Source organism: Vallitalea longa (assembly GCF_027923465.1).
GTDB classification, from domain to species: Bacteria; Bacillota; Clostridia; order Lachnospirales; family Vallitaleaceae; genus Vallitalea; species Vallitalea longa.
Window position 1 is genome coordinate 13,449 of sequence record NZ_BRLB01000018.1, and the last position, 26,227, is coordinate 39,675.

Sequence of the window (26,227 nt, forward strand, 5' to 3'; positions counted from 1 at the left end):
TAAAAGATGATACAAGCTATTGATGATAATCTTCAATCAAAAATTGATACTTTGTTTGATAATATGAGTTTAGAAGAAAAAGTTAGTCAAGTGCAATGTGTTAATGTAGGACATCTTTCAGACGACAAAATAATTGATTTAATTAGAAATGAAAAAATAGGTTCTATGTTTGTTGGAAATATAACTCTAGAAAGATCTAAAAGAATATTAGACCTAACTATACAATATAATACAGGTATTCCTGTTATCATCAATGCTGATTTAGTTAATGGTGCAGGTTCAAGATTACATGGAGGTGTAACATTTCCACATCAAATGGGATGTGCAGCCACAGATTCTGAAGATCTAATGGAAAGTATGGGAGAAATAACAGCAAGAGAAGGTCGTGCTAATGGTGTACATTGGACATTTGCACCAGTTATGGACCCATGTATCAATCTTAATAATCCAATGATGCATATAAGAACATCTGGAGATAAACCGGAGCATATCATGAAGATGAATAGTGCTTTCATAAAAGGAGTACAAAAATCAGGTATGATGGCAGCGACTGCAAAACATTTTCCTGGAGATGGTCTTGATGGAAGAGATACACATATAACAACTTTGATCAATGATTTGAGTAGAGAAGAATGGGAAAAGACTTATGGTAAAATATGGAGAAATATTATTGATTCAGGTGTTTTAACAGTTATGTGTGGACATATTGCGTTACCGTTTATTGATCCTGAATATGAAGATGAATCAAAACGTTACAAGGGACCAAGACCAGCAACATTAAGTAAGAAGATACAGTTGGATTTCTTACGTGGGGAGTTAGGATTTGATGGAGCTATTGTTTCAGATGCCATCAATATGATAGGATTCGGTGCACATATTCCAAGAGAAGAATATGGATGGAGATTGATTGATGAAGGTTCGGATATGTTATTATGGACTATACCAGATTTCGATAGTCCTAGAATTATAGAAGCCATTAATGATGGAAGGTTATCAAAAGAACGTCTAGATGATGCTGTGAGACGTATTCTTGAGCTTAAGGCTAGAGTCGGATTATTAAATGAAAAACAAGAATATCCAATAATAACAGAAAAAGATAGAGAAGAATATGAGAAAGTCTCTCAAAAGATGGCTGATCATAGTATTACCATTGTAAGAGATACATATGAATCCATACCAATGAAAAATTTGAAAGATGGTGCTAAAGTCTTAACTATAACTGCTCATTATATTGAAGGGCAAAGGAAAAAATCAGATAAAGATGATTTAGAATATATAGATCAAGAACTTGAAAAAAGAGGATTTAAGGTAGATCATTTAATCAATCCTAATGGAATAGCTGAAATACAAAAAATAGTAGATGATTACGATGCTATATTTGTCAATATTAAGTATCCACCACGATATGGTAGTATAAGATTATACGGAAATTCTATTGAACTTTTCAAAGGTTCATGGTGGGTGGATAATAAAAAAGTTGTTTTTACATCCTTTGGAGATCCATATAAATTATATGATCTGCCATCTCTACATAACTACATAAATGTTTACAGTAATTATGAAGTATCACAAAGAGCAGCTGTAAAAGTATGGTTAGGAGAGATAGAGGCAGTCGGAAAATCACCGATAGAACTTGAAGGACTTATAAAAAGGGAGGTATAGAGATGAATTTTGTATTTTTCTTTCCAGATGAAATGAGAGCTGAAAGTCTCTCATGTTATGGGAATCAATCTATAAAGACACCAAATTATGATAGGTTCGCAAAAGAAGGTGTGAAATTCGATAATTGTTTTGTTCAGAATCCTGTATGTTCACCTTCTAGATGTTGTCTTATGACAGGACGATATGTACATAATAATGGACATCGTTCCTTATGGCATCTATTAAGACCGCACGAACCAAGTTTATTCAGGTATTTGCATAATGAAGGGTATAAAATTGGCTGGTTCGGTAAAAATGATTTATATTCAGAAGATTATATAAGAGAATTCAACTTTACTAGTAGTCCGGAATGTAAGGGTGGAACAGGTAAACCTGTAAAAAATATATATGAACCTTCAAATGAAAAGTATCATAGTTTTGTATATGAAGCTTGTGATGAAGGCGATGGTTTGGCAGGGAAGTCCAAATTACAAGTAGAAAAAGCTATTGAATTTCTAGAAAATCATAAAGATAGCGATGAACCATTTTTCTTATATATTCCAATTGGTCTTCCTCATCCACCATATTATGCGCCTGAAAAATATTATGATATGTATAATGTCGATGATATATCTCAGTTGAAGATGGATGTTGATAAAGACAGACCTTTATATTATGATCTTATAAGAAAATACAGAAATTTGGATAAATTATCAGAAGATGAGTTGAAAAAAATTCAAGCTATTTATTATGGGATGATCAGTTATACTGATATGTTATTCGGAAAGTTATTAGATGCAATTGATGCATGTGGTATGAATGAAACTACTACAGTTATAGCATCTAGTGATCATGGAGATTTCGCTGGAGATTACGGACTTGTAGAAAAATGGCCAAATGCTTTTACAGATAATATCACTAGAGTACCATTAATAATCAGTACACCAGATAATAAAAAAGGACATAAGGTTAATGAACAAGTTGAACTATTTGATATCATGTCGACAGTGCTTGAATTAGCCGATATAAAAGCTGAACATACTAATTTCTCCCAATCCTTAGTACCTCAATTAGCGGGTTCATGTGGAGATAAAGATAGGATTGTATATTGTGAAGGAGGGTATGATAAGCAAGAACCCCATGCTTTTGAGTCATTTGTTAGTCCTTGTAGAAATAAAAATTTAACAAATGAAAATCATCCATACTATCCGAAAATTATGCAACAAGCAAATGAACCAAAAAGTGTATGCAGAAGTGTCATGATGAGAACACTAGATTATAAACTCATAAGACGTACTGAAGATATCAATGAGTTATATGATCTTAACAAAGATCCTAATGAGATATATAATGTATATGAGGACGATAGATATAGGAGTATCAGAAGTGACATGGAAAATAAACTCATTGATTGGTATTTGAAAACTAGTGATACTATTCCATTCAATGATGATATAAGAGGATTTGCTATAGATTAATTAAACACACAGGAGGTAACATAATGGGATTCAAAAAAGATTTTGTCTGGGGCATAGCTACAGCAGCATATCAAGTAGAAGGTGGATATAATCAAGATGGGAGAGGATTATCAGTTTGGGATAATTTTTCGCATACACCTGAAATAGTTGTTGATATGCATAATGGTGATACAGCATGTGATTCTTATAATAGGTATAAAGAAGATGTGGCACTTATGAAAAAAATTGGTGTAAAAGCTTATAGGTTTTCAATAAGTTGGTCTAGAGTACTACCTTGTGGGACTGGAAAAGTTAACGAAAAAGGTTTAGAGTATTATGATAAATTAGTTGATGAGCTTATAGCTAATGGTATTGAACCATATATAACTTTATTTCATTGGGATTTTCCTTATGCTCTTTATAAGCAAGGTGGTTGGTTGAATGATAAGAGTCCAGAGTGGTTTGCTGAGTATACTAAAGTAGTGATAGAACGTTTATCTGACAGAGTCAAATTTTGGATAACTCAAAATGAACCTCAATGTTATATTGATTTAGGACATAGTAAAGGGCAGCATGCACCAGGACTTCAATTACCATGGAATGAAGTTCTATTGGCTGGTCGTAATTCTATGTTGGCACATGGTCGAGCTGTTATGACAATCAGAAAATATGCGAAACAATCTCCGATTATAGGGTATGCACCATGTGGTAGTGTAGCGATACCTAATACGAATTCAGATGAAGATATTGAAGCGGCTGTAATAGATATGTTTCGACCAAGTCAAAAATCCTTATTTACAATATCTATGTTAGTTGATCCAGTTATATTAGGCAGATATCCTGAGGGAGCAGAAGAAATCTATGGAGAAGATTTACCAATATTGACTGATAAGCAAAAAGAAATAATGTGTCAACCATTAGACTTCTTAGGATTCAATAATTATTCTGGACATAAAGTATATATGAACAGCGAAGGAGAAGTATGTAGAGTAAAAAAACAAGTCGGAAGAGCTCAAACAGCTATGGAGTGGGATGTAATGCCTGAGGGTATATATTGGGGTCCTAGGCTTATGAGCGAAAGATATAATCTTCCTTTTTATATTACTGAAAATGGAATGGCTAATCTTGATTGGAAAGCACAAGATGGTAAAATATATGATTATCAAAGAATAGATTTTACTTCTAGATATTTGGCCAATTACAGAAAATTAGCTAGTGAAGGTGTTGATTTAAGAGGATATTTTCATTGGTCGTTATTAGATAATTTTGAGTGGAAACTTGGTTATTCAAGAAGATTCGGAATGGTATATGTTGATTTTGAAACAGGTGAAAGAACATTAAAAGAATCAGCATATTGGTATAATAAAGTAATTTCATCTAACGGCGAAGATTTATCGTTATAACAAATCATTGAAGGGGTGATAGATTATGAAAACGATATTAATATTAATTGATAGTTTGAACAGACATTTTTTGAAAACATACAATGAAGATAGTTGGATAAAAACTCCTAACATAGACAGATTAGCAAAAAAATCTGTTGTGTTTGATAATCATTGGATGGGATCAGCACCATGTATGCCAGCAAGAAGAGATATATTCACAGGTAGATTGAATTTTCTAGAAAGGAATTGGGGACCCATTGAACCTTTTGATATCACATTACCCGAGAAATTAAGAGAAAATGATATTTTTACACATATGGTCACAGATCATTATCATTATTTTGAAATAGGGGGAGAAAATTATTGTCAATTATTCAATACTTGGGATCTGATAAGAGGACAAGAGTCAGATCCATGGGTATCAAAGATTGAACAACCTAGTATGTGTGAAGAACATATTGGAAGAATACGTTTACAATATGAATTGAATCGTATGAAATTTAAAAAAGAAGAAGATTACCCTAGTCCAAAAACCTTCGCTTCTGCGTGTAGCTGGTTGGAAGAAAACAAGAATGCTAAGGATTTCTTCCTAATGGTAGAAGCTTTCGACCCACATGAACCTTTTGATTGTCCGAAAGAGTATTTAGATATGTATGATGATGATTATGAGGGACCAAGGTATGACTGGCCTGATTATAAACCGGTAGAAGAATCACCAGAAGCTCTTAAGCATATTAGAAATAGGTATGCGGGAACTATGACAATGATGGATAAATGGTTAGGAAAATTATTCAATAAAATGGATGAAGACAATATGTGGGAAGATACTATGGTCATATTGACAGCAGATCATGGTCATATGTTAGGGGAACATGGATATATGGCCAAGAATTATATGCAAGTATATAATGAATTGGCACATCTCCCTTTTATAGTTCATCTACCAGGTGATTCAAAAGCTGGTACAAGGATAAATGAGCTTACACAAAATATTGATATAATGCCTACTGTTTTGGATTATCATAAAATTGATATACCAGAGTCGGTTAAAGGATGTTCATTAACTAATCTATTAAGTGGTGAAGACCAAACATTACGTGATGTAGTATTATATGGTTATCATGGTAAGGCAGTCAATATGACCGATGGTAGATATACCTATTTTAGAGCTCCTATAAAAGAGGATAATTATCCCTTATATATCTATACAGCAATGCCAACGGGATTTCGTAAATATATTGGGAAAGAGAGAGCTGATGAGATTGATATGGGCAGATTCTTGAAGTATACTGATTATCCTGTGTATAAAATCCCAATAAATTATGAGAATCAGAAAGATGGAAGTATTAAGTACATAAAAGAATCTTTGATATTTGATATAGAAGAAGATTACCAACAGAAGAAGCCAATCAATAATAAAGCAATTGAAAAAGAATTGATAGATAAAATTATAAAAGCCATGAAAGATTCACAAGCACCTGGGGAACAATATGAGCGACTTGGGTTATTATAAGAAATAAAAATAATGATCTGATAAGAAAGTTATACTTTGTTATCAGATCATTATTTTATTTAGAGCTATTTTATTGACTAATTAATAAAATATTGTCTCTTTATTTTTTTATACTTTTATATATTTTATATTTAATCATATAAGTGCATTCTATGTGTGTATTTAAAATCAATATTCATTTTTAATAAAAAGATACGATTTAACTATTGAAATTTTTACAAATAAATGATATAATATTTTTTGCATTAACATATGAACAATTATAAATATATTAATATGTAAAGGAGCGTATAAAAATGCGTACAGAAGAAGAGAAAAATAAGTGTTGTAAGGACGATAATTTTATATCAGATGTCAAAACATTCATAGCCGATGAAGAGACAATGTATCAATTAGCAGATTTCTTTAAGAATTTTGGTGATAGTACCAGAGTGAGAATCATGGGAGCATTGTTTAATGGAGAAATGTGTGTAAGTACAATAGCCAATGTATTAAATATGACCCAGTCAGCAGTTTCACACCAATTGAGAGTATTGAAAGGTAGTCGTCTAGTGAAATCAAGAAAAGAAGGAAAATTGGTTTACTATTCGCTTAATGACACACATATAGAGATGATATATAAAATGGGAATGGAACATATATTGGAATAATCAAAATATAGATTGTATGTTTCCAAATTAGAGGCAGAAAGGGTGGTATTGATGGCAGAAAGATTAACAGATAATATTAGTACATGTGGCTGTGGTTGTAAAACTTGTTCAAGCAATAACCATAATAGTGAACATAATCATAATGATGGAAACAATCATGAACATACCCATGAACGTTTTTCCAGAAGAGATGTTATAGAATTTATAGTTGCTTTTATTTTATTTCTAGCAGCGATAATTATTAATACTAATAGTTCATTGAAAACAGGATTATTTATAGCTGCATACATAATAGTAGGAAGAGAAATTGTTATTAGTGCAGTAAAAGGTTTGTTTACAGGTAAATTCTTAGATGAAAACTTTTTGATGACAATTGCATCTATAACTGCATTTGCGATAGGGGAACATCCAGAAGCTGTAGCGGTTATGCTGTTTTATAGGGTTGGAGAATTGTTCGAAGGTCTAGCAGTAAATAAATCAAAAAATTCAATAGAGCAACTATTAAACATAAAACCTGATGTAGCCAATTTGAAAATAGGGGAGACTTATAAGATTGTGGATCCAGAAAAAGTTAAGATAAATGATATTATAAGAGTCAAACCTGGTGAAAAAATACCACTTGATGGAATTGTAATAGATGGAATATCAACTGCAGATACTTCAGTCATTACAGGTGAATCACTGCCTAGAGAAATTGAAAAGGATTCAGAAGTGTATAGTGGATCTATAAACATATCAGGAGTAGTCTTAATAAAAGTAACAAAAGAATTTAGCGAATCTACAGTTGCCAAGATTTTAAAATTAGTTAAAGAAGCTAATGAACAAAAAGCAGATACAGAAAAATTTATTACGAAGTTTGCAAGATATTATACGCCTATAGTTGTTGGAGTAGCTGTTTTATTAGCTTTTATACCACCTTTGTTTTTTGGAGAAGACTTAGGTTCTTGGGTTTATAGAGCAGCAATATTTTTAGTAGTATCTTGTCCTTGTGCATTAGTAATCTCTATACCACTTGGCTATTTCGGAGGAATAGGAGCTGCTTCAAGTAAAGGGATTTTGGTTAAAGGTGGCAACTATCTTGAGGAACTAAGAAATCTAAGAAGTGTTGTCCTTGATAAAACAGGAACGCTGACAAAAGGTGTATTTAAAGTTACACAGATTATTAATGTAGATGAAGCCAATAGTACAGAGAAAGTTCTAGAAACAGCTGCATATATTGAAAACTTCTCTAATCATCCAATAGCTATATCTATTATTAACGAATATGGTAAAGAGATAGATGAAAATCGCGTGAAAGATATAACTGAAATAGCTGGAAAAGGATTAAAAGCAAAATTAGATGGCAATGAAGTATCTGTAGGAAATGCCAAACTCATGAAACAAGAAAATATTCCTATAGCAATTCAAGATAATAGTATAGGTACTAAAGTTTATGTAGCTGTCAATAATGAGCTTATAGGAATTATCAATATAGCAGATGAACTCAAAAAAGATACTATTGATGCTATAGAAAACATAAAAAAATATGGTGTGAAAGATATAGTTATGTTAACCGGAGATCATAAGGATGTAGCAGAAGATATTGCCAAGAAAGTCGGTATAACTAAATATTATAGTGATTTACTTCCTCATGAAAAAGTTAATAAACTTGAAGAGATAATGAATAATGTTGATAAAAACGAAAAGGTAGCTTTTGTTGGGGATGGTATCAATGATGCTCCTGTTCTTGCAAGAGCTAATGTAGGAATAGCGATGGGTGGAGTAGGTTCAGATGCTGCCATTGAAGCTGCTGATGTTGTACTGATGTCAGATGAATTATCAAGTATTCCCACTGCAATAAAGATTTCGAAGCATACTAATAAGATAGTATGGCAAAATATAATATTTTCACTAGGCATAAAAATACTAATAATGATATTGGCGGCATTCAATTTAGCAAACATGTGGATGGCTATATTTGCAGATGTAGGTGTGGCAGTTATTGCTATATTGAATTCTGTAAGAGCTCTAAGAGTCAAATAGAAGAGGAAATAATATATAAAGTAGATCCTATTATAAAAATAGGGTCTATTTTTTCTTTCACGTTATGTAAAATTCTTATATGCATTTGGTAATAATCTTAGAAATTAATATAAATAACTAAAAAAAACGGGAATATACTATAAAATTTATAAGAAATGCATAATCTTTATCCATTGTTATAAATATAACATTTTACTATAATGTATGTGTAATTATAAAAATATAACTTATAAGAAAGGATTTGTAATTATGAGAAAAAAAGTAGCATTATTTATTGCGTTGGTAATGATTATGACAACTTTTGTAGGGTGTGGTTCTAAGACAGATAAAAAAGAGGACAATCAAAAAGTTGAAGCTGAAACATCTAAGGAGAAAGAGACTTCATCTGACGATGAGCAAGCAAAAGTAGAAAACAAAACACTTAAAGTTGCTGTATTCCAAGGAGGATTTGGACGTGAATATTGGGACGAAGTAGCAGCAGCATTCGAAAAAGCTAATGAAGGGGTAAAAGTAGAAGTAATAGCTGACCCTAATATTGGTGATAGAATAAGAAATGATATATTAGGAAATGAATCACCTGATTTCGTTTATCTTTCATCAAGAGATAAATCAGGTGCAACTCAAGCACTTATCAAAGATAAAGCAATAGCTGATATAACTGATGTAATGGAAAAAGTTCAAGATAAGCTAATTGATGGAACTTTGGATAACTTTTTACTTAGACCTTATGAAGATAAGAAAGTCTATCTTGCACCTTTCAACTTCTCTTCATTAGGTTTATGGTATAACAAAAATTATTTTGATACAAATAGTATTAAAGCACCTGTAACATGGGATGATTTTTTTGCATTACAAGATAAGATAACAGACAGATCACTTATTACATATGCAGGTATTTATCCAGGATATCTAGAAGGACTAGTATTCCCAGCACTTGCTTCAGGAGCAGGAGCAGAAACATTTGATAAATTTATTCAATATGATGTTGAAGTACTGAAATCAGAAGAATTAAAAAGTATTATCAAGCAATTTGAGAATATAGCATCATCAAAAGCTATTATGAATGGAACAGCAGGAATCGATCATACAACTTCACAAGCAGATTTCCTTATGGGAAAAGCTGCAATGATTCCAAATGGTTCATGGATCGCTAATGAAATGAAAGATGCACCTCGTGAAGAAGGTTTTACATGGGGATTCGGTGCAGCTCCTGTATTAAGTGAAGATGATGAAAAATACTTAGTGGCTTCTATTGATGAAATGTACATTCCAAAGGCTGCCAAAAATCAAGAATTAGCTAAAAAATTCTTAGAATTCTTATATTCAGATGAAGCAGTTCAGTTACAAGCAGAAAAAGCACAATCAGTACCACCACTAAAAGGTGTTGCAGACATAATCAAACCTTATGTTGATGAAGCGACAGCACAATCATATACACTATTTGATAAAGGATATAAACCTCTTATCAATAACTTTGCATCTGTTAATAATATGACTCTTATACCAAGAGATGAGTTCTACAATGTAATGGGTCAGGTAATAACAGGTTCAAAAACAACTGAAGAAGCAATCGAGTATCTAGTACCAATGTTTGAAGAAGCAGCAGCAAATATAGTTAAATAGAGTAGAATTAAAAAGGTTGTCTTATAATACAGTTTTATGACTGAAGTAGATACACAATAAAATCAGGTATTATAGGACAGCCTATTATTCAATAATAGGAGGTAACCATGATTAAAACAAAAAGTATAGCAAAAAAAAGCAAAATAACTTCTACTAAAGGTTTCTTTCTTACAGTTTGTGTTGCTCCTGCATTCATTTTATATTTAATATTAGGTGTATATCCTGCAATCAATGTTTTCTTCAATTCATTTTTCAAATGGAGTGGATTATCACCAGTAAAAACATTCATTGGTATTGATAATTTCCGTACATTATTTCATGATAAAAAATTCGGTATGGCCTTTCAGAATACAATATTCATAATGGTGGTCACTACTGTTTTTACGATGGTACTTGCTTTGTTTTTTGCTTCTGTATTATCAAGAAGCAGATTAAAAGAAAAGAATGTATATAGAGTAATATTTTTCTTCCCTAATGTATTATCAATTGTTGTAATAGGTGTTTTATTTACATACATTTATGAACCAAACAGAGGGATATTAAATGCTGCACTTAAGTTAATAGGGCTTAACGGTCCAACATGGCTTGGAGATTCTCAAACAGTACTATGGGCAATTGCCGGTGCAATGATCTGGCAGGCTGTGGGTTATTATATGGTAATGTACATGGCTGGAATGGATTCCATATCACCATCATTATATGAAGTAGCGGATTTAGAAGGTGCAACTAAGTTACAACAATTCTTTAAGATTACAGTACCTATGTTATGGGAAATAATTAGAGTAACTATGGTGTTTTTCATTATTTCCTCTCTTAATATGAGTTTCCTTTTTGTTACTGTTATGACAAATGGAGGACCTAGTGGTTCGTCAGAAGTATTGCTGTCATATATGTATAGACAGGCTTTTACTAATTCTAATTTTGGATATGCAATGGCAGTTGCAGTAGTAGTATTTTTATTTGCTTTTACTTTAGCAATAATCAGCAATAAACTTACTGAAAAAGAAAATGATAATTATTGATAGGGGGCAGTAATATGAAAAACAAAAAAAGAAAATTAACGACCAGTGATATTATTATAAGAATTATACTTATCATTTCATCTGTGCTTGTAGTATATCCGATATTTTGGGCTTTTGCTACATCATTTAAGACTAATAAAGAATTTTTGACAAGTCCATGGACTTTACCTTCAGGCTTGAATCTGCAGAATTATGTTAATGCAATAATAAAAGGACATATGGGTTCTTATTTCATTAATTCCATATTGATTACAGCTGTGTCAATAGTATTACTATTTGCACTTACTGTACCAGCATCATATGCACTTTCAAGACATAAATTTCGTTTTAATAGAATAATAACTTTAGTATTTATGGGGGGATTATTTGTTTCTGGGTCTTACACAGTTGTTCCTTTATTTCTTATGATGAATAAAGCACACTTATTAAATAATAGATTGATAGTTGCCTTATTATACTCAGTAACAACGTTGCCTTTTAATATCTATCTTTTAAGCGGTTATTTCAAAGGACTATCATATGAATATGAAGCGGCAGCGGCAATCGATGGTTGCGGTTACTTCAGGACTTTATATAGTGTAATGGCTCCCTTAGCTAAACCTGGAATGGTTACAGTTTTGATGTTTGCTTTTATGAGTTATTGGAACGAATATATCTTAGCATTTACAATGATTAGAGATGATACCAAAAAGACTCTATCAGTAGGACTCAAAAATCTTATGGAAGTGCAGAAGTATGCTACTGATTGGGGTGCTATGTTTGCAGGATTGGTATTAGTAATGTTACCCACAATGATATTTTATATAATTTTACAGAAGAAACTAACACAAGGACTATCATTAGGTGGATTAAAAGGTTAATATAGGTAGTGTTTATTATTGATAATTTAATGAAAACAAGGTAGTATATTATAATAGATCCTTAGGATGTGATGAAATGGGGAAAAAAATACTACCAAGTCTTAAAGTACAATTTACGGTAATTGTTTTTGTAATAATGATTGTGTTTATTATACTCAATATTATAACAGGAAATTTAATAAGTAACTTAGTATCAAAAAAGAATATTCAATATAGTACAGCGATATCACAGAAATTGGTACGTGAGTTAAAATATACTTATAGACAAATAGATGCAGCATCTAACATTTTACAATTCGAAAGCAGATTACAGAAATATTTTCAAGAAGATATGGATATAGAGACCATAGAAAATGTAGAAAAACAGATATCTGATATAAAACTATTCTATAATAATATTTTTGATATTGCTTTGGTTGGAGAAAAATATGTCAATAGTATCTGTCTTCAAAAGGATACTCTTAATGAAATAATTACACAGGGAAAAGATGAGGCGCAGTTCAAATGTGCTGGACTATATGTACATAACTATTTAGATAAAGATGTTACTACACTAGCGTTTAACAGTAAAGTTTTTGAGATGAACATAGGGGAAAACTATGGTGAAAAGCTGGGAGATATAGTGATATCTGTTAATGTAGATACTTTATTCGATAATTTTAAAGAACAATCAGAAGGTATTAGTTTTGTAATTTTTGATGAACAAGGTAAATACTATCCCATAAATTGTTCAGAGAACCAGGGAAAAGATATTATCGATACTATAGGTGAAGTTAATGATACAGAATATAAAATAGAAGATAATAAAAATATTATAGTTATAGAACCTATCACTAATATGAATTTATATGTAGTCAGCAGTATCGATAAGAGTTTTTCACGAAAAGATATTACATATATACTATCGATACTAATTATTATCTACAGTTTGTTTATAATTCTATTATGTATAGTGTTTACTATAATATATAAAAATACAATTAAACCAATAAGAGTTATTGGCGATTATTTGAGAACTATAAAAAGCGGGAATTATAAAAAACTTAAAGAAAGAGTAGTAGTAGGAGGAAATAAAGAAGTAGTTGAACTGGCTGACGATCTTAACAATATGACTGAGGAGATTAATCAATTAACACATAAATTAATAAATACGACTGAACATTTATATGAAGCAGAGATTGAGAAGAAAAGAGCTGAGATTTCTTATTTGCGTAGTCAAATTAATCCACACTTCTTATATAATGCATTGGAAGCGATTAAGGGTATTGCAATGTCGAATGATCTACCTCAAATATCTAGTATGGCTCAATGTCTAGGTAATATTTTTCGATATTGTATAAAAGGCTCTAGTGAAGTTATATTAGCAGAAGAATTAAAAATGATAAAAGCTTATATTGAGATACAGAAGATTAAATTCTGTAACAAAGTCAATATTTTCTATAATATAAATGATGATACTCTTAATGCATTGATACCTAAAATGATTCTACAACCAATTGTGGAAAATGCGTTTATTCATGCAATTGAAAAGAATACTAATTGTACTATTCTATATATTGGTACTAAAGTAGAAGCTGAAGTATTGACAATAACAATTCAAGATGATGGTATTGGTATTGACAGAGATACATTAGATAAAATTATAGAGAGCCTTGATAGTGATAACAATTTTAATTCCAATCACGTAGGTATAGCTAATGTACACAAGAGAATAAAAATGATATATGGTAAAGAATATGGAGTGAAGATAGACAGTACCAATGGTGAAGGTACCAAAATAGATTTGATACTTCCATATAAAATATTATCTAAAAATAAATGAGAGGTTTTTTTATGTTGAATGTAATGATAATTGATGATGAACCAATGATAATTCAGTCAATTAAATCAGGTATTGACTGGGGAAAACTTAACTTACAAGTAGTATTTACTGCTACTGATAGTCGTTCAGCACTTAGTTATGCAAAGGATAATTCTGTAGATATTGTTATATCTGATATAAGTATGCCCCCATTCAATGGGCTTACATTATGTAATGAAATACTTAAAATAAATAAGAAAATTCAACTTATAATAATCAGCGGCTATGCGGATTTTTCATATGCACAAAAAGCTATTCAAATAGGAGTTGTAGGATACTGCCTTAAACCAATTGATTATAATGAATTGACATCCATATTAAAAACATCAATAAGCAGAATATCCCCTAGTAAGGATTTTGCTGACTATGACTTCATAGAATACGTATATGAAAATAATATATATGAGATTAGAAGCTATCTGAATGAAAATAATATAAGAGATAAATTTTATTTGGCTATTTCTATAGGGAAGAAGAATCTTTCAGACTATATTAAGTCTCATCATTTAGTATTTAATCTAGGAATCAATAAGTTCCTATATATACTTAATGATGATCCCAGGTATCTGCTAAACAATAAATTTATTAATGAGGATAATTTGATTGAAGGTATAGGATTAGCCAATGACAAAATAAGTTATACTGATATGTTAACGGAGATAGATGAGATCAGGGTTAAGAGTTATAATTTCTTTTTTAATCATGATAATAAAATTTTTGATGATAGTTACAATGTAACAGATGAGTATTATCTAGATATATGTGATAATATTGATAATCTCCATGAATTAAAAGATAAACTGCAAAGTCTATCTTGTGATTCCATTGAAAAAATTAATATCAAACAAGCTATGAAAATCCATAACATGATTTTAAATAAATATAAAAGATATGATAATGGAGAAGATTTGAATATCTATAGTTTCGATGAATTAATTAGGAATTATGATAGTTTTGAAAAAATGATAGAGAGCTTATTGAATACAATAGAGAATAACTTTGATAATAACAATCTGGAGTATGAAAGCAATAATAAGAATTTCTTGAAGATAATTAAATACATAAATGCTAATTTTACTAATAATATTTCAATAAAAGATATGGCGGATGAACTTTTTCTTAATGCCAATTATATAAGCCAATTGTTCAAAAAAGAAACAGGAACCACATATGTAAAATATCTAACTAAGCTTAGAGTAGACAAAGCTAAGAATTTACTAAAAGAAACAGACATGTCTATTAATGATGTGTGTATAAACAGCGGTTTTAATGATTACTTTTATTTTATGAAAATATTTAAGAAACACACGACTATGGCACCATCTTATTATAGAAAAAAGTGTGTTAATTAAAATAAAAGGAGTTCAATATTATGAAAAAATTATTAGAAGAAATTGTATTAATTATTTTAATTATCGCATTGGTAGGTTGCAGTACTAATGATAAAGAAATCTCTCATGATAAAAGAGAAGAACCAATTAAGATATCAATTGCTTTTTGGAATATTGATAATGCTCTTAGTGGTGGGGATAACGATAAGATGCTTAAACAGATCAAAGAAGACCTTAATATTGAAATCGTTCCCTATGAAATGACTTTTGATGATTATAAAAGGAAAATTCAATTGTGGGCGAGTTCATCAAGATATCCGGATATTATGGCTATTGATGCTATAGGTACGCCTCTATATTATACATGGATCAATAAGAAAATAATTAAGCCGTTACCAGAAGATCTGTCTTTATGGCCTAATCTTAATAGTTATATGAATTCTTCTGGAATGGAAACCTTCAAAAATTGTGATGGAAAATTCTATTTGATTCCAAGAAAAACTTATGATAGTACTCATAGTGTTAAATTAAGCGGAATGGACCGTAAGATATATTATCGATACGATTTGGCAGAAAAAGCAGGAATTATTAAAGAACCAGAGAATTATGATGAATTTCGAAATATGATTAAAGCTATTATGAAAGCTAATTTTGAAAATAAGAATATTGAAGGTATGACCGTAAAAGTCCCATATATTCTTGACAGCTTCTTCATGTGTTATAGTGTGCCTCTAGGAATGAGTGATGGAAGCGGTAATGATTACAAGTGGGTAAAAAAAGACGGAAAGTATATACCTGCCTATTTCGCAGGAGATATTAAGGCTGCATTGCAATTGGCAAGAGATATGTTTGAAGAAAAAACTTTAGCAAGAGATGTAACTTTGGCAAAAGAGCAACAATCAATAGGAAGATTTGTAAACGGTTCATGTGCAGCTTTCTTAGCAAACATGCCAACAGTGGAGCTAGCAGAAAAATGGAATGAATATTATGATGACAAGAAATTTGAAGACTGCGTGAAGATATTGTCACCATTAGAATCTATTGATGGTAATGTGTACGGTAACGTATACAAAAAATTCTGGTCAGAATCTTATATAACAACTAGTGACCCTGTTAAGTATAAAGCGATACTTGACTTGTATGAGTATTTTTTAAAGAATGAAAATATGTTAAGAATGGGCTATGAAGGTGAAGATTATATTGCTAAAAATGGTGTCCAATTTTTGAAACCTAATGAAAAGATTAATGAAAAATATCCTATTACATTATTAGCTAATCTTGTACAATGGAATAATATCAGCAGATATCTCACTTTAACAGGTGACCCAGAAAAAGATAAATATTTTAAAATGGATGTAGAGTATAGTTATAAATTATTAAATACCGAATTACCTGAATATAAAGAAATAAATATTTCAGAAGAAGCCCAGTCCATGTGTGATTTTTCCATTAAGCCTGCGGATGATATGATTAAAGTTATGGTAGGAAAAGAAAGTGTTGATAAGATGTATGATGACTTGATGAAGTATTATGAGAATCAAGGACTATCAAAAGTAATTGAAGAGTTTAATACATGGGTTGATGAAGAAGATAAGGAGAAATAGAATGGATAAAGGAAGAGTAACATTACCAACTGATTTAGATATAATTCCACAAACTTTAGAAGTAATGGAAAGATTAGGGGTAGATGCCCTTCGTGATTGTGATGGAACAGAATTTCCAGAAGAACTATTGAACAAAGGAGCAAAAGTATATGCTACATATTTTACTACTAGAAAAGATAATAAGTGGGCAGAAGAAAACCCAGATGAAGTTCAACAGATGTATTTAGTGACTAACCCAGAAACAGCCATAGAGGATATATTGGAAATTGAGTTGATGAAAGATTTCTATAAACCTCAATTCAAGGTAAATACAATGCATGACATTACAAAATGGTGGGAAGTCATAGACAGGACTACAGGAGGCATAGTACCTGTTAGTGAATGGAATTACAATGAAAATACTGGAAAAGTTATAATAAATGCTAAAAAGTTTCATGAATATACTGTAAGTTTTTTGGCTTTTATTATGTGGGACCCTGTTCATATGTATAATTATTTAACTAATGATTGGAAAGATGTGGAACATCAATTGACTTATGATGTGAGGCAGCCTAAAACCAAAAAATACGTAAAAGAAAAACTTGCAAAATGGTGTGAAGACAATCCTAATGTTGATGTAGTAAGATTTACTACATTTTTCCATCAGTTTACACTTAATTTTAATGATGAAGGTAAAGAAAAGTTTGTGGATTGGTTTGGATATTCTGCTAGTGTCAGTCCATATGTATTAGAACAATTTGAAGAAGAAGTGGGATATAAATTCCGTCCGGAATATATAATAGATGAAGGTTATCAGAATAACACCTTCCGTATACCAAAAAAAGAATATAAGGATTTTATGGATTTCCAACAGCGTGAAGTTGCGAAACTTGCAAAAGAATTAGTTGATATAGTACATAGTCATAAAAAAGAAGCCATGATGTTTCTAGGAGATCATTGGATCGGTACAGAACCATTTGGAAAATACTTCAACGATATAGGATTAGATAGCGTTGTAGGTTCTGTGGGCAATGGAACAACTCTAAGACTTATTTCTGATATAGAAGGAGTAAAATATACGGAAGGAAGATTCTTACCATACTTCTTTCCAGACACATTCTATGAAGGGGGAGACCCTAAGAAAGAGGCAGTTGAAAACTGGATAACTGCAAGACGTGCGATTCTAAGAAGTCCTGTAGACCGTATCGGTTATGGAGGTTATCTGAAACTTGCCCTTAACTTCCCAGATTTTATGAGTTACATTGAAGATGTATGTAATGAATTTCGAACTCTCTACAGTAATATCGGTGATGGTAAACCATATGCAGCTCCTTTTAAAGTTGCAGTACTTAACTCATGGGGTAAAATACGTTCATGGGGAACATATATGGTAGCTCATGCATTGTGGAATAAAAAGTGCTACTCTTACGGAGGTATACTAGAAGCTCTATCAGGCATGCCATTTGATGTTAAGTTCATAAGTTTTGATGATATCAGAGAAGATAAATCAATATTAGATGATGTAGGTGTAATCATTAATGCAGGTAGTGCTTATACTGCTAACAGTGGTGGAGAGAATTGGTTGGACGTTGATATATTAACTGCTATCAAGGAATTTGTTGCAGAAGGTGGAGGATTTATAGGGGTAGGAGAACCTACTGCTTATGAGAAAAATGGGCGTTATTTTCAATTAGCTTCTGTACTTGGTGTAGATAAAGAACTTGGATTCAGCTTGTCTACTGATAGATATAATTGGAAGGAGAGACCTCATTTCATAACAGAAGAATGTAATGGTGAAATAGACTTCGGTGAGGGTATGAAAGATATATATGCGTTGAAAAATGCGAATGTCATAGTGAATAGAAATGAGAATATTCAACTTGCAACTAATGATTATTATAAAGGGCGTGGAGTATATATAAGCGGTATTCCATACAGTTTCCAAAATTCACGTTTACTGTATAGAGCAATATTTTTTGCAGCAGGTAAAGAAAACGAAATGAAAAAATGGTATAGTGATAATATTAATGTAGAGGTTCATGCATATCCTAATACCAATAAATACTGTGTTGTCAATAATACATACGAGCCTCAGAAAACAGTTGTATATAAAGGCGATAATACTAAATACAATCTTGATTTAGAGGCTAATGAGATCATGTGGTTTGATATTTAGAGTATATTAGTATATTTTATTTGACTCCTTTTCCAGAATCATTAACATCCAATAGAGCTTTGGGAAAGGGGTCAAAAAAACTTTGATTATTGAGATATTCTATATTAAACCTGATAACGTAACCTTTAATAACATTAAGAGGTACACTAAAAGGTACTTTATGATTCTTATATTCATTGATGAGTTCTAATATGAAATTGAATTCATCATCATTTATATTTTTTTTGAAATAGTCTACACATCTAAGTAGAACTGTTATATTTGATGTGTATCTAGGTGATATACGAAATATCAGACCTAACATTTTTTCATAGGAATCCAGTAATTGATCAATGGGTATAGAATCAACTTGATTCATGAGTTTATTAAGTTCTTTCAACTTGGATTGATTATATGCTATCATTAAAAGAGTATTTGATTTATGAAAATTGATTAAAGTATCTAAGGATTTAGTTCTTTTAATTTTTCTTAATGTAGACATTACGTATAATTTGGTTAGAAAGTGTTCTCTTATTTTAAAGTTCCTAAGCCGTCCATCATCTTCTATGGGTAAGTGGCTGTACATTTCTGTGATTCTACCGCCCACCATTCCTTTGCCTTTTCTGCTGTTAGCACCTTTTTTATCACTATCATATATTTTGACTTCTTTAATTCCACATGATGGAGATCTTGTTTTCATTATAAATCCGTCCACGTTCTGTAATCTAGTCATCAGCATATTAGTATAATCAAGCATTTTATCAGTTAAATCTATTTTCGTAAATGGCTGGATAAGATGTATCATGTTGTTTATTTCCACTAGACGAATAGGTTTTCTTGGTGTTTCCATACCGATTTCTACTTCTGGACAGAAAGGTACAAAAGTCACATAATCTTTCAACGTATTTATGAATTCATTGTTATCACCATCACCATTATAACGGCATTTATCAAAATTGATACATCTGCTTATAGCTATAGTTGGAGTTATATCTATGTTATTCATCACTTATCCCTCTTTGACTTAAGTTATTGTTATAGTTGTTATTGTGTGTGAAGGGTAATGATTATATACTAATTATTTTTTAGAGATTTACTATATATTATTGGACTTATTTCATATTTCTTCTTGAACTGCTTAGAGAAATAATGTATAGAATTGAAACCTAGTATTTCAGCAATCTGTGTCAAGCTGAGTTCTGTGGATTTTATATATTCCTTACTTTTTTCTAAACGGTAGTTATTGATATACTCGATAATAGTTACTCCCACGACATATTTGAAAATTCTGGATAGATATGATGGGCTTATGGATATTTTATGGGCTATTTCATTTATTGTTATTTTTTTGTTGAAGTTCTGATATATATAATCTAGAGCGGAGTTTACATATATGTTATTAGTATTGATCTGCATTGAGGTATGGAGTTTTTTTAAATTGTTTTGGTTAGAGAATTCTCTTAACAATTCTATGATGAATTCTTTTAAATAGCATATGATTAAATCAGGGCTGTACAAACCGTTGTAATCTTTTTCGGATAATATTTTTTCAAGAATGGTTTTCAAGGTATGACTGCAATGGAATATTTTATTTATGAACAAGTCTTCTTGTTCAAAGTCCATCTCAAAACTTATCGTAAGAAAAGAAATAGGCTCTTTTGCGTTATTTTTTTGAGTATGGTATTGGTTAGGAGCATAAAAAATAAAGTTTCCCTGTGTCAATATGAATTCTTTGTCAGCTATACGAGTTAATAACTCACCTTGATCCACATAAGTTATTTCCCAAAAATCATGTTTTTCTCCTTTGAAAGCAAAATACTCATCAAATTCCTGATAGAAAAGGGTATATATTTTATCTATTTTCAGTAGTCCCTTAATATCTGGTGAGAAATCAAGACTAAGATTATTCATCTGTAAAATTGTAGTTTCTGTATTGAACTTTACTTTAATTACGCATTCATTATATAGAGGAATTATCTTATAAAATACATCAGGGTGTAAGATAACACACTTATCTAAAAAAAATGTATTTGATTCTGTACCTGAAGTATAGACATATAAAAGTGCAGTTCCTTCTTCTATATCTATTATAGTATGATTAGTCTCATCGACAAAAAATGAATTGAGGTTGAAGGTAGTAATCAAATTAGTAGATTGAGTATCTATATCTTTGATATGTATATTATCAAACAAGTCTTTAGCTATTGTTCCATAAGATGCGAAGGATATTTTAGTTATATTTTTAATCATTTTTTCCCCTCCATATTATTATAATGATGAATGATAGATTACTACTTACTATTTTACCCTAAAAAGTAGAATATGACAAATTTAGTTCAGTATTGTAAAAATACTTTTTAATCATTATGTAATACAATATTATTATAAACAGTATATGGTAGTCTACTACTTTTTAAAGTGTTTAATTGCTAGCAGAAATAAGAAAAATTTTAAAGGAGAATATGTTAATGAAAATATCTGTATCAACGCCAAGTAGAATATGCTTATTTGGAGAACATCAGGATTACTTGAATCTAGAGGTAATATCATCTGCAATCAATCTAAGATTCAAAGCGGAAGGAAGTAGAAGAGATGATCGTATAATCCATGTACGTCTTAGCGGTGAAAATATAAACAGAGAAGAGATTATTGATCTAGATGAAAGAATAGTGTACGAAAACAACAGGGATTACATTAAAAGTGCCATTAATGTGCTTATGAGAAATGGATATAAATTGGAAACAGGATTTGACATATTTATGGATTCTGATATTCCAATCGGAAAAGGAATGTGTTCATCAACAACTATGGTAGTAGTATTCATTAAAGTTTTACTAGAGCTGATTGATCATGAAGATAAAGATAATCCAGAAAAAATCGCATTGTTAGGATTCGAAGCTGAAGTTACTGAGTTCAATGAGCCAGGTGGACTTATGGATCACTACTCATCTGCTTATGGTGGTTTGTTACATTTAATATTCAATAAAGAAAAAACAGTCGTTGAGCCATTGAAGACAGAAATACCTGGTTGCTTCATATTATTTGACTCACTTGAAGATAAACAAACTACTAAAGTATTGGCTAGTGCTAAATATCCTGTTCTTGAGGCACTTGAGGAATTGAAAGAATACGGAATAAATAGTATAAGAGATTTTATTGATAATGAAGATAATCTTATATGCCTTGAAAAGTTATCACAAGATAAGTTGGTTAAGGTGAAAGCAAATATTGATAATTATAAAATTCTAAAAGAAGCAGAAAAAATGTTTAATACGGAAGTAGACTCGGTTAAATTAGGTGAACTTCTTAGGAGACATCATAGAAATCTAAGAGACGGTCTTGAAATATCTACACCTAAGATAGAAGAGATTCTCATGACAGCTTATGAAAACGGAGCTCTAGGAGGTAAAATCAATGGTTCTGGAGGCGGAGGATGTTGTTATGTATATGCATATGAAAAAGATAGCAAAAAAATATTAGATAAAGTATGTGCAAAAGGTTATTGGGGAGTGATTCTCAAGCAGGATTCAGGAGTAAGAGTTGATAAGTAACCTATCATAGATATTGACATGATTAAGACGAAAGGATGATGATTATGAAAGCAATCGTACTTGGAGCAGGAAAAGGAACAAGATTATTATCAGAAAAATACAACATGCCAAAAGTTCTCAGAAAAGCAAATGGCAAGCCATTGATTGGATATGTTCTTGATGCGCTATCTTTTTTAGAACAAGAGGATATAACAGTTGTTGTAGGGTATAAAAAAGAAATGGTGTATGAAAATATTAAAGGAAATTATAAGTTAATAAGTCAAGATGAGCAGCTGGGAACAGGTCATGCTGTAATGGTGACAGAAGAAGAGTTCAAAGAATATGATGGACCTATTTTAGTGGCTTACGGAGATATGCCTCTCTACAAAAGAAGCACTTATGAAAAGATGTTCGAAAAACATGAAAAGGAAAATGCAACATGTACGGTTCTTACTGCTGTCATTGATGATCCACCAGCTTATGGAAGAATCATAAGAAATGATGATAATGAGATGATAGGTGTAGTTGAAGCAAAAGATTGTACAGCCGAGCAATTAGCAGTTAAAGAACTTAATGTAGGTGTATATGTGTTTGACAGTAAATTTCTATTTGATAATCTAAAATTGTTAAAGAATAATAATGTTCAGAAAGAATACTATTTGACTGATATACCAAAGCTAGTTATGGAGAAAAACAAGAAATTGATAACTCATACTATTTATAATTCTAATGAAGTCTATGGTGTTAATACACTAGAGGAATTAGAATTCTGTGAGAAAATTTTGAGTGAGGAAACTAAATAATGTATTAATAAATGTATAGCTTGAAAAAGCTATCATATTGGTAATACGGTATAGATTAAATATTTGACAAAATGAAAGGAATGAGCAGATGATTAAATTCGGTACAGGTGGTTGGAGAGCAATTATAGGTGAAGATTTTACTAAGAGTAATTTACAACTTTTGGCACAAGGATTAGCAAACAAAATGATAAAAGAAGATGCTAATGAATTTGTTCTTGGCTATGATAGAAGATTTCTTTCTGAAAAAAGTGCTAAATGGATTGCTGAAGTTATGGCTGGAAATGGAATAAAAGTATATTTTATCAATAGAATTGCGCCTACTCCAATGATTATGTTCAGTGTTAAAGAAATGAACTTACTATATGGAGCTGCTATTACTGCAAGTCATAACCCCGCTGATTACAATGGAGTTAAAGTATTTACTGAAGGTGGACGTGATGCTTCAGCAGAAATTACTGATGAAATTGAAGCAGAAGTCAATAAGATCAGTCTAGAAGATGTAAAAGAAATGAATTTTGATAAAGCAATTAAAGAAGAGAAAGTTGTAATATATAATCCTTTTAATGATTATATAGATACAATTATCAATCTTGTGGATTTGGAGGCTATCAAGAATAAACAACTACGAATATTATTAGATCCTATGTATGGTGTATCCAAGACTTCTCTTCAAACAATTCTAATGACTGCAAGATGTGAAGTGGAATTGATACATGATAGACATGATACTCTATTCGGAGGTAGACTACCATCTCCAAGTGCAGAAACTTTAGGAAGACTTAAAAATGATGTAGTGGAAAAAGGATTTGACCTTGGTATTGGAACAGATGGGGATGCAGACCGTCTAGGGATTATTGATGAAACAGGTAACTTTATTCATCCTAATGAGATCATGGCACTTCTATATTACTATTTAATGAAATATAAAGGTTGGTCAGGTCCAGTCGTGAGAAATCTAGCTACTACGCATTTGCTTGATAAAATAGCAGAAGGATTCGGTCAAGAATGTTATGAAGTTCCAGTAGGATTCAAGCATATTAGTTCTAAGATGGAAGAGACTGATGCATTAATCGGTGGAGAAAGCAGCGGAGGATTAACTATAAGAGGTCATATAAAAGGTAAGGATGGAGTATTTGCTGCATCACTACTAGTAGAGATGATAAGTGTCACTAATAAACATCTCTCCAAATTATTAGAAGAGATTCATGAACAGTTTGGTATGTTTGAAATGGCTGAACATGGTTTCGGTTTTGATGCTAATGAAAAAGAAAGATTATTGAAGATTCTATATACAGATAAGAAAATTCCAGAATTCAGTTTTGAAGTAGATAGAGTAAGTTATATGGATGGTGTAAAAGTATTTTTCAAGAATGGTGGATGGATAATTGCCAGGTTCTCTGGTACAGAGCCTTTACTCCGTGTTTTTGCAGAAATGGATTGTATTGAAAAGGCAGAAAAAGTATGTACTGAGATGAAGGATTTTTTGAATATATAAGTATGTAGTGTATTTGATGAATATATACGAGAACAGCTGATGTTGAATATTTATAGAATAATTGTTACAATTAATATTAATGTTCATAATTGTAGTAAGATAACCTATCAGCCAAGGAACAAAAGAAATAGTATTACATAGGCAAACTAGGATATGTAAATAATATTTGACAAATGGAGGGAAACAATGAATATATTAGTAACTGGAGGAGCAGGATATATTGGTAGTCATACTGTTGTTCAGCTTCTAGAAAATGGATATGAAGTAATTATTGTAGATAATTTTTCAAATAGTAAGCCTGAATCTCTAAAAAGAGTTAAAGAAATTACAGGTAAAGAGTTCAAATTCTATGAAGTGGATTTACTTGATAGAGAAGCTCTTGATAAAGTTTTTGATGAAAACAAAATAGATTCAGTAATTCATTTCGCAGGTTTAAAAGCCGTTGGTGAATCTGTTTCCATACCACTCAATTATTATCATAATAATATTACAGGTACACTCATATTATGTGAGCTTATGAAGAAGCATAATGTCAAAAATATGGTATTCAGTTCATCAGCAACTGTATATGGTATGAATAATATTTCACCTTTGACAGAGGATTTGCCTCTTAGTACGACTAATCCATATGGAAGTACAAAGCTTATGATTGAGCAGATTCTAAGTGACTTATATGTCTCAGATAACGAATGGAGTATAGCGCTTCTTAGATATTTTAATCCTATAGGAGCACATATCAGTGGAAGGATCGGGGAAGACCCTAATGGTATTCCTAATAATCTAATGCCTTACATTACCCAAGTGGCAATTGGTAAACGTAAAGAATTAAGTGTATTCGGAGATGATTATGATACACATGACGGTACTGGAGTAAGGGATTATATTCACGTAGTTGATTTAGCTAATGGACATCTTAAGGCTGTTGAAAAAGTTATGAGTATGAAAGGTGTTGAAGCTTATAACTTGGGAACAGGTTCAGGCTACAGCGTACTTGATGTAATCAGTAATTTCGAAAAAGCAACTGAAGCAAAAGTACCTTATAAGATTGTTGATAGAAGACCTGGTGATATAGCTACATGTTATGCTGATGCTTCCAAGGCTTATAAGGAGCTAGGTTGGAAAGCGAAGAAGAGTCTTGAGGATATGTGTAGAGATTCTTGGCGTTGGCAGAGCAATAATCCCAACGGGTATGAAGAGTAGTAACGAAATTCTAGAGAAATATTATTATTTGAAATGCACATTGAATGTATAAGAAAGTTTAGCATATGTCATAGGACATCATGCTAAACTTTCCTT

The 26,227-nt window shown here is 31.2% G+C and carries 19 protein-coding genes; 17 read left to right on the forward strand and 2 right to left on the reverse strand.

Annotation, left to right across the window (positions count from 1 at the left end; all coding sequences use genetic code 11):
• Nucleotides 1–6: 6 nt before the first annotated feature.
• The 13 genes from QMG30_RS20120 to gnpA all read left to right on the forward strand — a co-directional run bounded on the left by QMG30_RS20120 (nt 7) and on the right by gnpA (nt 19,124).
• A complete protein-coding gene (locus QMG30_RS20120; RefSeq protein WP_281818603.1) occupies nt 7–1,662 on the forward strand; it encodes a glycoside hydrolase family 3 protein in 1,656 nt (551 codons plus the stop codon).
• A gap of 2 nt (nt 1,663–1,664) precedes the next feature.
• Nucleotides 1,665–3,119, forward strand: a complete 1,455-nt coding sequence (locus QMG30_RS20125) for a sulfatase family protein (protein ID WP_281818606.1) — start codon at nt 1,665–1,667, stop codon at nt 3,117–3,119.
• A gap of 23 nt (nt 3,120–3,142) precedes the next feature.
• On the forward strand, nt 3,143–4,501 hold the full coding sequence (locus QMG30_RS20130) for a GH1 family beta-glucosidase (RefSeq protein WP_281818608.1): 1,359 nt from the start codon (nt 3,143–3,145) through the stop codon (nt 4,499–4,501).
• A gap of 25 nt (nt 4,502–4,526) precedes the next feature.
• Nucleotides 4,527–5,996, forward strand: a complete 1,470-nt coding sequence (locus QMG30_RS20135) for a sulfatase (protein WP_281818609.1) — start codon at nt 4,527–4,529, stop codon at nt 5,994–5,996.
• A 296-nt stretch (nt 5,997–6,292) separates the two neighbouring features.
• The gene (locus QMG30_RS20140; RefSeq protein ID WP_281818611.1) at nt 6,293–6,646 is read left to right on the forward strand and encodes an ArsR/SmtB family transcription factor; all 354 of its coding nucleotides are present in this window, start codon (nt 6,293–6,295) and stop codon (nt 6,644–6,646) included.
• Nucleotides 6,647–6,697: 51 nt separating this feature from the next.
• Nucleotides 6,698–8,668 (forward strand): heavy metal translocating P-type ATPase, encoded by a 1,971-nt coding sequence (locus tag QMG30_RS20145; protein WP_281818613.1) that lies wholly within the window; start codon nt 6,698–6,700, stop codon nt 8,666–8,668.
• A 249-nt stretch (nt 8,669–8,917) separates the two neighbouring features.
• Complete coding sequence (locus QMG30_RS20150; protein WP_281818615.1) at nt 8,918–10,291, forward strand: carbohydrate ABC transporter substrate-binding protein; 1,374 nt, start codon at nt 8,918–8,920, stop codon at nt 10,289–10,291.
• Between the two features lie 107 nt (nt 10,292–10,398).
• A complete protein-coding gene (locus tag QMG30_RS20155) occupies nt 10,399–11,313 on the forward strand; it encodes a carbohydrate ABC transporter permease (RefSeq protein WP_281818617.1) in 915 nt (304 codons plus the stop codon).
• A 14-nt stretch (nt 11,314–11,327) separates the two neighbouring features.
• The gene (locus QMG30_RS20160) at nt 11,328–12,173 is read left to right on the forward strand and encodes a carbohydrate ABC transporter permease (RefSeq protein ID WP_281818618.1); all 846 of its coding nucleotides are present in this window, start codon (nt 11,328–11,330) and stop codon (nt 12,171–12,173) included.
• A 76-nt stretch (nt 12,174–12,249) separates the two neighbouring features.
• Entirely contained in the window at nt 12,250–13,995 is a 1,746-nt protein-coding gene (locus QMG30_RS20165; RefSeq protein WP_281818620.1) for a sensor histidine kinase, read from the forward strand.
• 11 nt (nt 13,996–14,006) lie between these two features.
• Nucleotides 14,007–15,386: a response regulator transcription factor gene (locus QMG30_RS20170; RefSeq protein ID WP_281818621.1), complete on the forward strand. Its 1,380-nt coding sequence runs from the start codon at nt 14,007–14,009 to the stop codon at nt 15,384–15,386.
• Nucleotides 15,387–15,406: 20 nt separating this feature from the next.
• On the forward strand, nt 15,407–16,969 hold the full coding sequence (locus QMG30_RS20175) for a type 2 periplasmic-binding domain-containing protein (RefSeq protein ID WP_281818622.1): 1,563 nt from the start codon (nt 15,407–15,409) through the stop codon (nt 16,967–16,969).
• Nucleotide 16,970: 1 nt separating this feature from the next.
• Nucleotides 16,971–19,124 (forward strand): 1,3-beta-galactosyl-N-acetylhexosamine phosphorylase, encoded by a 2,154-nt coding sequence (gene gnpA / locus QMG30_RS20180; RefSeq protein WP_281818623.1) that lies wholly within the window; start codon nt 16,971–16,973, stop codon nt 19,122–19,124.
• A 16-nt stretch (nt 19,125–19,140) separates the two neighbouring features.
• Here gnpA and QMG30_RS20185 read toward each other — a convergent pair whose 3' ends face one another.
• Together QMG30_RS20185 and QMG30_RS20190 are read right to left on the reverse strand one after the other, a co-directional pair.
• Complete coding sequence (locus tag QMG30_RS20185) at nt 19,141–20,109, reverse strand: YbgA family protein (protein WP_281818625.1); 969 nt, start codon at nt 20,107–20,109, stop codon at nt 19,141–19,143.
• Nucleotides 20,110–20,177: 68 nt separating this feature from the next.
• The gene (locus QMG30_RS20190; protein ID WP_281818627.1) at nt 20,178–21,353 is read right to left on the reverse strand and encodes a helix-turn-helix domain-containing protein; all 1,176 of its coding nucleotides are present in this window, start codon (nt 21,351–21,353) and stop codon (nt 20,178–20,180) included.
• A 218-nt stretch (nt 21,354–21,571) separates the two neighbouring features.
• On the opposite strand from QMG30_RS20190, the gene QMG30_RS20195 reads away from it, so the two are divergent.
• The 4 genes from QMG30_RS20195 to galE all read left to right on the forward strand — a co-directional run bounded on the left by QMG30_RS20195 (nt 21,572) and on the right by galE (nt 26,131).
• On the forward strand, nt 21,572–22,654 hold the full coding sequence (locus tag QMG30_RS20195; RefSeq protein WP_281818630.1) for a GHMP family kinase ATP-binding protein: 1,083 nt from the start codon (nt 21,572–21,574) through the stop codon (nt 22,652–22,654).
• A gap of 44 nt (nt 22,655–22,698) precedes the next feature.
• Complete coding sequence (locus QMG30_RS20200) at nt 22,699–23,436, forward strand: sugar phosphate nucleotidyltransferase (RefSeq protein ID WP_281818633.1); 738 nt, start codon at nt 22,699–22,701, stop codon at nt 23,434–23,436.
• 88 nt (nt 23,437–23,524) lie between these two features.
• On the forward strand, nt 23,525–24,931 hold the full coding sequence (locus tag QMG30_RS20205; RefSeq protein ID WP_281818634.1) for a phosphoglucomutase/phosphomannomutase family protein: 1,407 nt from the start codon (nt 23,525–23,527) through the stop codon (nt 24,929–24,931).
• Between the two features lie 186 nt (nt 24,932–25,117).
• Complete coding sequence (gene galE, locus QMG30_RS20210; protein ID WP_281818635.1) at nt 25,118–26,131, forward strand: UDP-glucose 4-epimerase GalE; 1,014 nt, start codon at nt 25,118–25,120, stop codon at nt 26,129–26,131.
• Nucleotides 26,132–26,227 lie beyond the last annotated feature (96 nt).